Below are 12559 nucleotides of genomic sequence, written 5' to 3' on the forward strand. Positions count from 1 at the left end.
ATGAGCCGCACGCCGCTTGGACACACACTCCCGGATTTTCCGTGGAACTCGCTTGCTGACGCCAAGAAGAAAGCGCAGGCGCACCCGGACGGGATCGTTGACCTATCGGTGGGCAATCCCGTTGATCCAGTTGCCCCTGGCGTGCAGTTAGCGCTGTCCGCAGCGGCCGAGGCTCCCGGCTATCCGCAGACACAGGGTACCCCGGAGCTGCGCGAGGCCATTGCGAAGGCGCTGCAGCGCCGCTACAACATGAACGTGGACGCGGTGCTGCCGGTCATCGGCACCAAGGAGGCCATCGCGTGGCTGCCCACCTTGCTGGGCATGCGCGGCGAGACCGTGGCTTTCCCGACGGTGGCTTATCCCACCTATGAAGTCGGTGTGCTTCTGGCCGGTGCCAAGCCTCTGCGCGCTGACGAGGACTTCGAAGACGCCTCGCTGGTATTCATCAACTCGCCGTCGAATCCGACGGGCCGGGTATTGGGTGTCGAGAAGCTGCGTGAGATCGTCGCCTGGGCGCGCGCGAACAATGCCATCGTGGCCTCGGACGAGTGCTACATGGGCTTGGGCTGGGATGATGAGAACCCGCCGGTGTCCATCCTGGATCCGCGCGTGACTGATGGTGACAACACCAGGCTCATCGCCATGCATTCGCTGTCCAAGAGCGCGAACATGGCCTCCTACCGCGCCGGTTTCTTTGCGGGCGATGCCCAGCTGATCGCGGAGCTGTTGGAGCTGCGCAAGCACGCAGGGCTCATCGTTCCAGGCCCCATCCAGGCGGCCATGGTCGCCGCGCTTGACGACGACCCCTCCGAAGCCCTCCAGCGCCAACGCTACGCCGCGCGCCGTGTGGATCTCATGCGGGCGCTGACTGGCGCGGGCTTTAGGATCGAGCACTCCGAGGCTGGGCTCTACTTGTGGGCAACCCGCGGTGAGAACTGCCGCAAGACCGTCGACTGGCTGGCCGAGCGCGGCATCCTCGTTGCCCCCGGTGATTTCTACGGCCCAGCGGGCGAGCAGTACGTGCGCATCGGTCTGAACGGCACCGATGAGCGCATTGCAGCGGCCGTCGCGCGCCTGGCTGAGTAGATGGCCTTTCGCCCGCCGGCGCGGGAGGGGATTAGCCCGCGTAAGGTGATGCTGACTGGCATCGTGCCCGCCACTCCTACCTATTGGGCAGGTGAGGCGGGCGATTCCGCGTTTTCGCCCGGTACTCGATTGGAGCCCGGCACCGTGCTGCCCGGCCCGACGCTGGCCTGGTATCACCCCTCGGTACCTTCCGAAGAGCCTATTCTCTTTGATTACCGCGTGGTGTTTGAAGACGGGGACCTGATAGTCGCGGACAAGCCGCACTTTCTGCCCACGACGTCGAACGGGCGCATTGTGCGCGAGACCCTCCAAACCCGCTTGCGCGTGGACCTTAATGAGGACTCCATCGTGCCGCTGCACCGGCTGGACCGGTTGACTTCGGGGTTGGTGCTGTGCTCGCGCAATCCCCGCACGCGCGCTGCGTATCAGCAACTCTTTCAGAAGCGTGTGGTGGTGAAGCACTACCGGGCTCAGGTGGCCGCGCCCTTCTCCTTCGACGGCACTGTACGGCTGGGTATGCGGCGCGTGCGGGGTGAGCGCCAGGTCCGCGTGGATTCCACCGGTACGCCTACGGTGACCCGCGTGCGTGCTAGTGGAACGACTGCCGATGTCTGGCCGCTCACCGGCCATACCCACCAGATCCGCGTGGTGCTCAATCACCTGGGACATCCGATTGTGGGGGATGATACTTATCCCGTGGATCGAGGCTTGGATCTTTATGATTTCTCCACGCCGCTGCTGCTTTCCCATGTCGCTTTGAGTTTTAGCGATCCAGTTACCGGCCGCAAGCGTGAGTTTCAGCTGTGAGATTGGGCGCTATCGGGGCGTGCGGTTTAGTTTGTGCTGAGAGACGGACTAAACTTCGTACGAAGTTTTATTCATCATAATTGAGCATTTTGTACGAAGGGCGTGTCCATGGCGGATCTGAGCTTTGCTCGCTTTGCCTCGAATCTTGGTCAGTTCATCAAGTTTGGTCTGGTTGGCGGTTCAGGCGCGTTGGTCAATATTGCAGTTTCAATCCTGGCCGCAAAGTGTGGATTGTCCTGGTTCGGCGCTACGCCGCATGACGCGATGTTCAACCTCTTCGGCACCCAGTTTCACGTGCGCTGGTTTATGTTCTTTTCCACGATTGCCTTCTTGGTGGCGAATACCTGGAACTACCAGCTCAACCGCATGTGGACCTTCAAATCCGTCAACAAGGTGTCGTGGCTGCGCGGGTTCTTCCCGTTCCTCATTACGGGCATTGGCGCGTATTTGGTGACACTTGCGGTGCAGTACCTGCTGATGAACCCGACCTCGCCGCTGCAGCTTCCGCCTCATATTTTCGACGACACCACCGGCTTCCGCACCATGTACTACTGGGCTAATGCGATTTCAATCGTGGTTGCCATGCCGATTAACTTCATCTTCAACAAGTTGTGGACCTTCCGCTCGACGCCCAAGAAGGCGGTCGTGGTCCACGAGACCGAGCCGGCTTAATATCGGCCCTTCGCCCCGCCCCTCCCTTCGCGCTCACCAGCGTCGACCGGCGGGGCCTTTTCGTTGCTGCGGTGAGCGGGAAGGGAGAGCGTCGACAAGCCCTGCACCCTTCGCGCTCACTGGCGCCCGCAAATAGCAAAACCTGCCGTCCGCGGTGAGCGCGAAGGGAGGGGGATGCGACGGAAGGGAGAGCTGCCTAGTCGTCGAGTTCGGCGTCCAGGCGCTCTTGGTCGCAGCGGTGCTGAAGGCGGCGGATGAATGGGGCGAGGATTAGGACAGTGATAGCGCCAACTGCGGTGCCGGCTAGATAGGCGGTGGGGTTGTGGCCGTCGGCTGGCGCATAGGCGTTATAAGCGACTCCCGTGAAAATCGCAATTACCGGTATGAAGTAAACGGCCATTGCAGCCCAGTTGCGGCCAGCAAGTGGGGTAGCGACGCGTTTGCGTAGCCATGCCGTGCCGATGGCATTGCCGATGACAGACGGCGCGATGGCGAGGAAGCAGAGCATGCTCATTTGACCAGGAAGGACCCAGGCAAGGATGGCTGCTGCGACGAGTTCGAGGAACATCGTCGGGGAAGCACTGATGGTGAGGGCCTTGTAGCAAGTTTCGCGTTCGAATTCGTCGTGGGAGGCGCGCTCGATCTCGTTGAGGGTGTAGTTAGCAAGGGCGTTAATCATGTTGTTCATCTCCAAAGACTTCTTCGACGGTTTTCCTAATTCGCGGCAAATACCGAGAGCTAGGTACACAGATGGGGAGTAGTTGCCGCGCTCGATATTGGCGATAGTTTGACGGGAAACGCCCGCCCGTTCAGCGAGGTCAGCTTGAGACATCTCGAGCTACCGACGCCATTTGCGGACCATATTCTGGTGCTCGGCCATGTAGTCTCCTTTACGGTGTGTCGCGCTTACATGTCTTAATGTAAAGAAAACTTGTCATGCAGGCAGGGTTACATGCAAACATGCCATTCCCAGAAGGGCTGCATCACCACAGCCGGAAGCTTCGGTTTACGCCCTTTGAGCTGTTCAAGTGTGGTTTTGATGAGAAGTACGGCATCGTCGAGGTGGTAGCGGATATCGTCGGCAGTAAAGCGCAAAACCGTATATCCATGAGCCACTGCGGCGTTCTGCTTCGAGCGGTCTGCTTGAAAAGCACGACTATGTTTGTGGTGCTCCCAGCCGTCGACCTCGACGATGAGCTTGCCCATCTTCAAGTCAAAGCGGTAGTTCGCAATGAGCGCGTTGTGCTCGGGAAAGATCCCGTCCGCTCGTAGCCTTCGGCTCAGCTGGCGCTCCGGCACGCTGTCCGCGCCGATGGGCGTGTGACGAATAGTCTCCTTCAAACGCCGGGGAATCCGACGCATTCTCCGCTGGTCTTTGCTCAAGCGCTCAGGCCCAGTCTTGCCTCGATAGTGTTCTTCCAGCAGCTGCCCGCAAGCGGATGCTAAACGACGGGCAGCCCACAGCACCTGGACCACAGGCAGGTCATTCACCTTGGTTGTAGCCGAAAGCCGCGAATGTGTCACCCGAAAGTTCTTCCCTTTGAGCGTGCGCGGTCCCTCGGCTTCCAGCGGGAACGTCAACTTCCGTCCCAAGTGAATCTCCCGCGCGGTCTTACCCGTGAAATGTATTCGACTCAGCCCGTGAGCCAGGGCGCGTGCCACGGCCAGCGGCGACCACTCATCGCTGTAAATTCCCCGGTGTACACGAAAGAGTTTTCCCGCGCGGAGCTTCCGCCTGATTGCCTCCTTGCTCAGTCCCATCTCACGGAGCTCCGCGGTTGTCCATGCCTTCATGAAGCTCAAGGTATGCATTGCTTCACGACGCGTCGATAGTCAACTTCCTACCTGTGGATAACTCGGGTTCGAAGCCCAGTTTTCCGGGGGTTATGTTGACGTGTCGCTAATTTTCCTGCGGCATTCATCTCCATTATCTCTTGGCTAGCCCCATTGGGGACTCCGCCAAGTAGCAAATAGCACAGCCTGGCTGCTCGGCCCAGCCCACGTCCTTCGTACGGGTGCTGGCCCTACCCTTCGCGGCCATCGGAATCGATTCTGTGCCCTTAAAGCAATCGCTGGTGAGCGCTAAGGGCGGGGTGGCGATGTGGCGGGGTGGAGTTGCGGGGCGGAGAGGACCGCTGCCTGGACCCTACCCCTGGCGCTCACCTGGATCGCTGATTAGCTGCTAGAGCGTTCGGCGGTGATCGCGAAGGGTGGAGCTTGGTTGGAAACTACATCGGAGCCGGGAATTGCATCGAGCGCCGTTCGCGCTCACCGAGTGCTCATTGCCGACGCCCCACGTCCCAGCCGTGAGCGTGAAGGGAAGAGGTAGAGGGGAAGAGGTGCCGCTCGGGTCCACCTACCTTTGCGCTCACGGTGGCAGGCGCCTGTCATTGCTCGCCCATTGTTGGTGATCGCGAAGGGCGCTTGTCGGGGTGACGGCTCACGCGGTATGCCCTCGGCGGCCATGGGTATCGGAGAAACGGCGCTACATCGTGCGCTGGTGAGCGCGAAGGGGTGGAGTGACAGCGAGGAAGGGGCGCGGTTGCGAGAAGAGGCGCGGAGGCGAGCAGGGCGGCGAGGAGCGGCTAGCGGGTTTCGAGTTCCTCTGCGGTAGGTAAGGGCAGCCGGGCTGTAGGGGAGATGCCGCGGGCCTTGGCATTGATGACGCCGGCGATGGCTAGCACAGCGAACATGGTGGCGGCGGAGAAGAGCTGGATGCGGGCGGAGGCGTCGCTAAGCATGAGGACTGCAATGGCCGCAAAGAGCGCCAGGGCGAACCACGTGAGATAGGGGTAGGCCCACATGCGCACCGGCAGCGGGTGGATGGCCTCGAGCTGCGGGCGCAGGCGCAACTGGCTCACCGCGATGAAGACCCACACGATGAGCAGCGAGGCGCCGGCGGCATTGAGCATAAAGGATAGCAGCCACCCGGTGTCCGCATAGTTCAGAACAACCATCACCGCGGAGAGGATGACCGACAACGCGATGGCCGCGGTCGGGACGCCGCGACGGTCGGTGGCGGCGAAGAGCTTCGGGGCTTCGCCGCGGCTAGCCAGCGAGTGCATCATGCGGGAGGAAGCGTAGATCTGCGCGTTGAAAGCAGAGAGCAGCGCGAGGACGATGACCACTTCCATGATGGCAGCAGCACCTGGGATTCCGGCGCGGTCCAAGACCATGGTGAAGGGCGACTCGGCGGCAGACTGCGCGGAGCCGAGCGAAGAATAGGGCAGGAGGAAGGTGATGACGAGGACGGAGCCCAGGTAGAACACCGAAATGCGCGTAATGGTGGTGCGCACTGCGTTGACGAGGGATTTCTCGGGGTCCTCGGATTCCGCCGCGGCAATGGCGACGACCTCGATGCCGCCGAACGCGAAGGCCACGGCGAGCAGACCGGCGGCCACACCGCCGAGGCCGTTGGGCATGAAGCCGTCGGCAAGAAAGACGGACGTGCCGATGAAGGTGTGGCCGGGGAGAAGACCGAAGATGAGCAGCGCACCGATGACAAGGAAAGAAATGATGACGGCGACCTTAATGAAGGCGAACCAGTACTCGAACTCGCCAAACAAGCGCACCCGCAGCAGGTTGATGGTGCCGAAGAGCGCCACGCAGACGGCCGCGGGGATCCACGGCGGGCAATTAAACCACGCGCCGATGAATCCGGCGGCCCCGGTGATTTCCGCGCCCAGGACCGCGACGGTGGCAAGCCAATAAATCCAGCCCTGTGTAAATCCAGCCCAGCGGCCGATACCGTGCTCCGCGTATTCGGAGAAGGATCCAGATGCGGGGATAACCGTGCCCATCTCACCGAGCATCTGCATGACCAAGATGGCAAGGAAACCAGCGACGAGGTAGGCCAAGAGGACCGCAGGACCGGCGGCAGAAATGCCAACGCCGGTGCCTAAGAAAAGACCGGCGCCAATGGTGGAGCCCAGCCCCATCATGGTCAGGTGGCGGACCTTCAAGCCGCTGCCGAGTGAGCGAGAGGAGGAATCGTTTTGAGCAGTCACCTTTAGCATTGTAGGCAGCCGCCAAGGTGTTTGGGCATAAAGGGGCCCGGGATCAAGAAAAGCCCCCGCAGTAACCGGGGGCCTCAACTAGCAGCGTTTAGTTCTTGTGCAGGTCCTCGTTGAGGGCCACAGCCTCAGACTTCCACTCCACGGCCTCGACGGCGCCGGTTACGGAGTTGCGGCGCAGCAGTACGCCGGAGACACCAGAGAGCTTGGAACCCTTGATGGTGTCGCCCTCAGACAAGCCCAGGGCTTCCGCGATCTTGCCAAAGACGGCAATCTTGGTACCGGCGGTGACGTAGAGGCCGGCTTCGACGACGGCGTCGTCGCCAAGCGAAATGCCCACGCCGGAGTTCGCGCCGAGCAGGCAGCGCTCACCGATGGAGATGACCTCCTTGCCGCCGCCGGAGAGGGTGCCCATGATGGAGGCGCCGCCGCCGATATCGGAGCCATCGCCCACGACAACGCCCGCGGAAATACGGCCCTCGACCATGGAGGCGCCCAGGGTTCCAGCGTTGAAGTTGACGAAGCCCTCGTGCATCACGGTGGTGCCCTCAGCGAGGTGGGCGCCCAGGCGCACGCGGTCGGCGTCACCAATGCGCACGCCCGACGGAACAACGTAGTCCACCATGCGCGGGAACTTATCGACGGAGTAGACCACGACCGGACCGCGGGAAGCGAGGCGGCCGCGGACCATCTGGAAATCGGCAACCGCGCAGGGGCCGTAGTTGGTCCACACCACGTTGGCCAGCTTGCCGAAGATACCGTCCACGTTCAGGCCGTGAGGCTTGACTGCGCGGTGAGAGAGCAGGTGCAGGCGCAGGTAGGCGTCGTAGGTGTCGGCAGGAGCCTCGTCCAGATCCTTGATGGAGGTCTCCACCGCGATGCGGGCTACGCCGCGCTCCTCGTCGGGACCAACCAGGTCAGCGAACTGCTGTGGAACCTCCTCCAAGCGCTCGGTGCCGCTGGCTTCTACAGAGATATCGGTGTGAACTGCGGGGAACCAGACGTCCAGGACGGTGCCGTCATGGGTAATGGTTGCCAGGCCGCGTGCGGATGCTGAAGTCATAGGCTCACACCCTAGCAGCTAGGCCTCGGCCGTGCGCCGTGAGTTACCCGGTAGTAGGTGGAAGATCACAACCAGGGCCACGGTGAGGATGAGGACGGCGAGGACTTGGTTGCGGGCGGAGGCGTCGAAAAGCATGAGAATCGTAAGACCCACCAGCGCTAGGGCGGTGAGCCACGGCAGCCACGGGAAGCCCGGAACGCGCAGCGTGGTGAGCTCGCCGTTGGCCTTCATCTGAGGATGCAGCTTGATGTAAGAGGCCACGATGAAACACCAGATGACCAGCAGGCAGCCGCCGACCGCATTGAAGAGGAAGGCCAGAAGTCCCGGCGGGTTCCAGTACTGCAGGGCTACCGACGCGAAGGCGAAGATGATGGAGAGCACCACCGCATAAATGGGGGAGCCGGAGTTGTTGGTCTTTAAGAAGACGTGGTGCGCGCTGTGGTCCTTAGCCATGTCGTACACCAAGCGGGAGGTGGCGTAGATCTGCGCGTTGAAGGCGGACAGCAGCGCTAGGGCAATGATGGCTTCCATGAATCCCGCGGCGAAGGGGATTTTCGCGGCCGCAAGGACCAGCGTGAAGGGCGAGTCGGCGGCCACATCGGCATCCTGGATGGAGCTGAAAGGCAAGGCCAGGGTGATAACCAGGATGGAACCGATGTAAAAGACCATGATGCGCACGATGATGGCGCGCACGGCAGTGGCCACGTTGTGTGCCGGGTCTTCGGATTCCGCCGCGGCAATGGTGACCAGCTCGATGCCACCGAAAGCGAAGGCCACGGCGAGCAAGCCGGCGGCAAAACCAGGGCCGCCGTTGGGGAGGAAGTTCTCTGTGAAGTTGTGGCCCGCCACCGAGAGGTCCATGCCCGGCAAGATCCCTAAGGCCATGAGCACGCCGACGCCGAGGAAGGCCACGATGGTGGCCACCTTGATGATGGCGAACCAGAACTCGAATTCGCCGAAGCCGCCCACGGCGGCAAAGTTGACGATGGCGAAGAGAACCACGGCCACCAACGCCGGAATCCAGGGGTCCACCCCGAACCAGTTGGATACAATCGCCGCGGCGCCGGTAATCTCCGCGCCCATCACCATGACCAGCATGAACCAGTAAATCCAGCCCAACGTAAACCTTGCCCACGGCCCGAAGGCCTGGCCCGCATAGGTGGAGAAAGCGCCCAACGAAGGACGCGCGGCGGCCATCTCACCGAGCATCCACATCACCAAGGCGATGAGCACGCCGGCCACCGCATAGGAGATGAGAACGGAGGTGCCGGAGACCTGGATGCCCAGGCCGACGCCCAGGAAGAGTCCCGCGCCCACCGCGGAGCCGAGGCCCATCATGGTGAGGTGGCGGGTTTTGAGTTGAGTGGCCGCAGCCATAGGGAAATCACCTTCAACGCTGTTGATTGTTTGCAACGGGAAGTACTTTACGCAATGCACTAAGCAACCGGGGGCGCTAGCATGGCGGGTTGTGACTTTAAATCTCTTCTCCGATCCCATCGAGCTGACCAAGGCCCTGGTGGATATCCCTAGCCCTTCGCACCACGAGCAAGCGATCGCCGATGCGGTCGAGGAAGCCCTGCGTGGTCTGGACCAGAGCAAAGTAGAGGTGGAACGCTACGGCAACACCGTCTGTGCCCGGACGAATCGGGGCTTCGAAAGCCGCGTGGTCCTCGCCGGCCACATCGATACCGTGCCCCTAGCCGATAACGTCCCCCACACCATGTCGGAGGACGGCAGCATCATGTATGGCTGCGGCACCGTGGACATGAAGTCCGGCATGGCCGTCTACCTCAACGCCTTTGCGCAGCTGTACGACTCTGATGAGCTCAAGCACGATCTCACGGTCATCGCCTACGAGGGTGAGGAGGTCGCCACCGAATTCAACGGCCTGGGCCACCTGCAGAAGGATCACCCGGAGTGGCTGCATGGAGATCTGGCCCTGCTGGGCGAGCCTTCCGGCGCCATAATCGAGGCCGGCTGCCAGGGCACCATCCGTGTGCGCGTTACCGCCCACGGCACCCGCGCGCACTCGGCCCGCGCCTGGCTCGGCTCCAATGCCGCCCACACCTTGGCACCGGTGATGCTTAACGTGGCTAACTACCAGCCGCGCGACGTGGAGATTGACGGCTGCACCTACAAGGAAGGCCTCAATATCGTTCACCTCGAATCCGGCGTGGCCACCAACACCATTCCGGACGAGGCCTGGATGTTCGTTAACTTCCGCTTCGCCCCCGACCGCAGCTCCGAGGAGGCGCTGGCGCACCTGATGGAGGTCCTCGGCGAGCACGAGAACATCACCGTGGAGGTCGATGACATCGCGGGTGCGGCCCTGCCCGGTTTGGGCCAGCCAGCGGCACGCGCGCTTGTCGACGCCGTCGGCGGCAACGTCCGCGCCAAGTATGGTTGGACCGATGTGGCCCGTTTCTCCGAGATGGGTACCCCAGCCGTCAATTTCGGCGCTGGTGATCCGGGCTTTGCCCACAAGAAGGACGAGCAAGTACCCGTCACCCAGATCACCGAAGTCTCGACCGCACTCTTGAACTACCTGAAGGGATAAGACCACCATGACGCCTGAGCAACTGCGCACTCTGCGCGGACCTCTTCTCGTGCGCACTGCTGGAGAGCAGTCCTCCACCTTTGACCAGCGCCTGCTGCAGTCCGGCGCGGATCATGAGTGGCAGCATGCCGATCCCTGGCGCGTCCTGCGCATCCAGGGCGAGTTCGTGGACGGTTTCGACGCCCTGGCCAAGCTGCCCAAGGCCGTCACCGTCTTCGGCTCTGCCCGCACCCCGGAGGATGACCCGAACTATCAGTTGGGCGTGGCCTTGGGCCGCCGACTCGTGGAGGCCAAGTATGCCGTCATCACCGGCGGCGGCCCCGGCATCATGGAAGCGGCCAACCGCGGCGCGCACGAGGCTGGAGGTCTGTCTGTGGGCCTCGGCATCGAGCTGCCGCACGAGCAAGGCCTGAACCCCTATGTCGATCTGGGACTTAACTTCCGCTACTTCTTCGCCCGCAAGACCATGTTCCTCAAGTACTCGCAGGCCTTCATCTGTCTGCCCGGCGGCATGGGCACCATGGATGAGTTCTTCGAGGTCATGTGCATGGTCCAAACCGGCAAGGTGACCAACTATCCCATCGTGCTCATGGGCACCGAATACTGGTCCGGTCTGGTGGAGTGGATGAAGAAGACCTTGGCTGAGGGCGGGTTCATCAGCCCCGAGGACCTTGATCTCTTCCTCGTCACCGACGATATCGACGAAGCCGTCGCCCACATCCTGGCCGCGCACAAAGTCATGTCGGACAAGCGCCTGCGGGAGCAAGAAAACAAGTGACCCCTGCTCCTCACCTCGCGCGGGTCATGGCGATTGTGAATCGCACGCCGGACTCCTTCTACGACAAGGGCGCCACCTTCGAGCTCGACCCCGCAATCCAGCGCGCGGAGCAGGCGCTTGACGACGGCGCCTCCATCATCGACATCGGCGGGGTCAAGGCCGGCCCGGGTGAGCACGTCGACGCGGCCGAGGAAATTGAGCGCGTCGTGCCGACTATCGCGGAGCTGCACCGCCGACGCCCGGAGGCGCTGATCTCCGTGGACACCTGGCGCGCTGAGGTCGCAGAGGAAGCTATCGCCGCGGGCGCCGGGCTGGTCAACGACACGTGGGCCGGCTGGGACCCCGAGCTCATCGAGGTGGCTGGCCACCACAAGGTGGGCTACGTGTGCTCGCACACCGGTGGCGTGACCCCGCGCACCCGCCCGCATCGGGTGCACTTCGACGACGTCGTCGCCGACGTTATCTCAGAAACCACGCGGCTGGCCGAGCGCGCCGCCGACCTCGGTTGCCCGGAGGAGCTGACGTTTATCGACCCCACGCACGACTTCGGCAAGAACACCTTCCACGGTCTGGAGCTGTTGCGGCGCATCGATGAGATCGTGGCGACCGGCTGGCCGGTGCTGATGGCTTTGTCGAACAAGGACTTTGTGGGGGAGACCCTCGACCGCGCCGTGGACCAGCGCGTCGCGGGCACGCTGGCGGCGACGGCATGGTCGGCAGCGCGCGGTGTGGCGGCCTTTCGCGTCCATGAGGTGGGCCCGACTCTCGACGTCATCCGCATGACCGCCGCCATCCAGGGCCAGATGGCGCCCTTGGCCACGACGCGGGGGCTAGCCTAAACCATGTCAGACAGTGTTTCCGTGGTTATCCCTGCGCTTAATGAGGAGCGCACCGTCGCGCACGTGGTGCGTGCCTGCCTGGCGGACGATCCGTTAGAGGTCATCGTCATCGACGCCGATTCCACCGACGAGACCGCGGCACGGGCAGCCGCGGCTGGGGCGCGAGTGTGCAATTGGCGTGACGTGGTGGAGGAGCCGCCGCAGCCTGGCAAAGGCGAGTCCCTGTGGCGCGGGGTGGCCGCGGCTCGGGGTGAGGTGGTCGTCTTTATCGATGCGGATTTAGAATCCGCGCGGCCCGGCATGGTTACCGCGCTGAATGAGCCTTTCGTGGACCCGCACGTGCAGCTGGTCAAGGCGCGTTATGCACGCAGCCTGAACGGTCAGCCCACTGGTGGCGGGCGGGTTACTGAGCTGAGCGCCAAGCCGCTGCTGCGCATGTTCTTCCCCGAACTCGCGCACATCGATCAGCCTTTGGGCGGGGAATATGCGATTCGCCGCGAGGCAGCCCTGGGGCTGCCTTTCGTCGCGGGCTATGGGGTGGAAGCGGGGTTGCTGATAGACGTCGCCAAGCGCTTTGGCCCCTACGCCATCGCCGAGGTGGACCTGGGCACTCGCGCCCACCGTAACCGCCCCCTCAACGAGCTATCCCCAATGGCCGATGTAGTTTCGCGCACCATCCTCTCCCGCGCGGGCGTGGTCGGGCCCGTTGCCCAACGACCGCCGCTGCTGGGTAAGATTTAGCGC

At 62.8% G+C, this 12559-nt stretch carries 12 protein-coding genes and 1 pseudogene; 7 read left to right on the plus strand and 6 right to left on the minus strand.

Going from position 1 to position 12559, the window contains the following annotated elements; genetic code table 11:
• The 3 genes from dapC (at position 1) to CAURI_RS05180 (ending at position 2565) form a co-directional block, all read left to right on the plus strand.
• Positions 1-1086, plus strand: coding sequence for a succinyldiaminopimelate transaminase (dapC, locus tag CAURI_RS05170; RefSeq protein ID WP_010187268.1), 1086 nt, complete (start codon positions 1-3; stop codon positions 1084-1086).
• Positions 1087-1893 (plus strand): pseudouridine synthase, encoded by an 807-nt coding sequence (locus tag CAURI_RS05175; RefSeq protein WP_010187267.1) that lies wholly within the window; start codon positions 1087-1089, stop codon positions 1891-1893.
• Positions 1894-2001: 108 nt separating this feature from the next.
• Positions 2002-2565, plus strand: coding sequence for a GtrA family protein (locus CAURI_RS05180; RefSeq protein WP_010187266.1), 564 nt, complete (start codon positions 2002-2004; stop codon positions 2563-2565).
• A gap of 196 nt (positions 2566-2761) precedes the next feature.
• Here CAURI_RS05180 and CAURI_RS05185 read toward each other — a convergent pair whose 3' ends face one another.
• The 6 genes and pseudogenes from CAURI_RS05185 to CAURI_RS05205 form a co-directional block, all read right to left on the minus strand.
• Positions 2762-3244: a transcriptional regulator gene (locus CAURI_RS05185; RefSeq protein ID WP_174878614.1), complete on the minus strand. Its 483-nt coding sequence runs from the start codon at positions 3242-3244 to the stop codon at positions 2762-2764.
• A pseudogene (locus CAURI_RS13985) lies at positions 3237-3397 on the minus strand (helix-turn-helix transcriptional regulator). The gene CAURI_RS05185 and the pseudogene CAURI_RS13985 overlap by 8 nt, the downstream one beginning before the upstream one ends.
• 116 nt (positions 3398-3513) lie before the next feature.
• Entirely contained in the window at positions 3514-4359 is an 846-nt protein-coding gene (locus tag CAURI_RS05190; RefSeq protein ID WP_010187264.1) for a type IV toxin-antitoxin system AbiEi family antitoxin domain-containing protein, read from the minus strand.
• A gap of 791 nt (positions 4360-5150) precedes the next feature.
• Complete coding sequence (locus CAURI_RS05195; protein ID WP_010187256.1) at positions 5151-6581, minus strand: amino acid permease; 1431 nt, start codon at positions 6579-6581, stop codon at positions 5151-5153.
• An 88-nt stretch (positions 6582-6669) separates the two neighbouring features.
• Entirely contained in the window at positions 6670-7641 is a 972-nt protein-coding gene (dapD, locus tag CAURI_RS05200) for a 2,3,4,5-tetrahydropyridine-2,6-dicarboxylate N-succinyltransferase (protein WP_010187251.1), read from the minus strand.
• A gap of 18 nt (positions 7642-7659) precedes the next feature.
• A complete protein-coding gene (locus CAURI_RS05205; protein ID WP_010187249.1) occupies positions 7660-9018 on the minus strand; it encodes an amino acid permease in 1359 nt (452 codons plus the stop codon).
• 91 nt (positions 9019-9109) lie between these two features.
• On the opposite strand from CAURI_RS05205, the gene dapE reads away from it, so the two are divergent.
• Genes dapE through CAURI_RS05225 form a run of 4 tightly spaced genes read left to right on the plus strand, consistent with a single transcriptional unit; the run spans position 9110 to position 12556 of the window.
• Entirely contained in the window at positions 9110-10198 is a 1089-nt protein-coding gene (gene dapE / locus CAURI_RS05210; RefSeq protein WP_010187247.1) for a succinyl-diaminopimelate desuccinylase, read from the plus strand.
• A 7-nt stretch (positions 10199-10205) separates the two neighbouring features.
• Positions 10206-10976: an LOG family protein gene (locus tag CAURI_RS05215; protein ID WP_010187244.1), complete on the plus strand. Its 771-nt coding sequence runs from the start codon at positions 10206-10208 to the stop codon at positions 10974-10976.
• A gap of 26 nt (positions 10977-11002) precedes the next feature.
• Positions 11003-11815, plus strand: coding sequence for a dihydropteroate synthase (folP, locus tag CAURI_RS05220; protein ID WP_174878621.1), 813 nt, complete (start codon positions 11003-11005; stop codon positions 11813-11815).
• Positions 11816-11818: 3 nt separating this feature from the next.
• Complete coding sequence (locus CAURI_RS05225; protein WP_010187241.1) at positions 11819-12556, plus strand: glucosyl-3-phosphoglycerate synthase; 738 nt, start codon at positions 11819-11821, stop codon at positions 12554-12556.
• The last annotated feature ends 3 nt before the right edge of the window (positions 12557-12559 follow it).

Origin of the sequence: Corynebacterium aurimucosum ATCC 700975 (assembly GCF_000022905.1) — a bacterium.
GTDB classification, from domain to species: Bacteria; Actinomycetota; Actinomycetes; order Mycobacteriales; family Mycobacteriaceae; genus Corynebacterium; species Corynebacterium aurimucosum_F.

Coding starts and splice junctions, on each gene's coding strand:
- CAURI_RS05215 (WP_010187244.1), top strand. CDS start 10,206: ATGACGCCTGAGCAACTGCGCACTCTGCGCGGACCTCTTCTCGTGCGC.
- CAURI_RS05205 (WP_010187249.1), bottom strand. CDS start 9,018: ATGGCTGCGGCCACTCAACTCAAAACCCGCCACCTCACCATGATGGGC.
- CAURI_RS05180 (WP_010187266.1), top strand. CDS start 2,002: ATGGCGGATCTGAGCTTTGCTCGCTTTGCCTCGAATCTTGGTCAGTTC.
- folP (WP_174878621.1), top strand. CDS start 11,003: ATGGCGATTGTGAATCGCACGCCGGACTCCTTCTACGACAAGGGCGCC.
- CAURI_RS05185 (WP_174878614.1), bottom strand. CDS start 3,244: ATGATTAACGCCCTTGCTAACTACACCCTCAACGAGATCGAGCGCGCC.
- CAURI_RS05225 (WP_010187241.1), top strand. CDS start 11,819: ATGTCAGACAGTGTTTCCGTGGTTATCCCTGCGCTTAATGAGGAGCGC.
- CAURI_RS05190 (WP_010187264.1), bottom strand. CDS start 4,359: ATGAAGGCATGGACAACCGCGGAGCTCCGTGAGATGGGACTGAGCAAG.
- CAURI_RS05195 (WP_010187256.1), bottom strand. CDS start 6,581: ATGCTAAAGGTGACTGCTCAAAACGATTCCTCCTCTCGCTCACTCGGC.
- CAURI_RS05175 (WP_010187267.1), top strand. CDS start 1,087: ATGGCCTTTCGCCCGCCGGCGCGGGAGGGGATTAGCCCGCGTAAGGTG.
- dapC (WP_010187268.1), top strand. CDS start 1: ATGAGCCGCACGCCGCTTGGACACACACTCCCGGATTTTCCGTGGAAC.
- dapD (WP_010187251.1), bottom strand. CDS start 7,641: ATGACTTCAGCATCCGCACGCGGCCTGGCAACCATTACCCATGACGGC.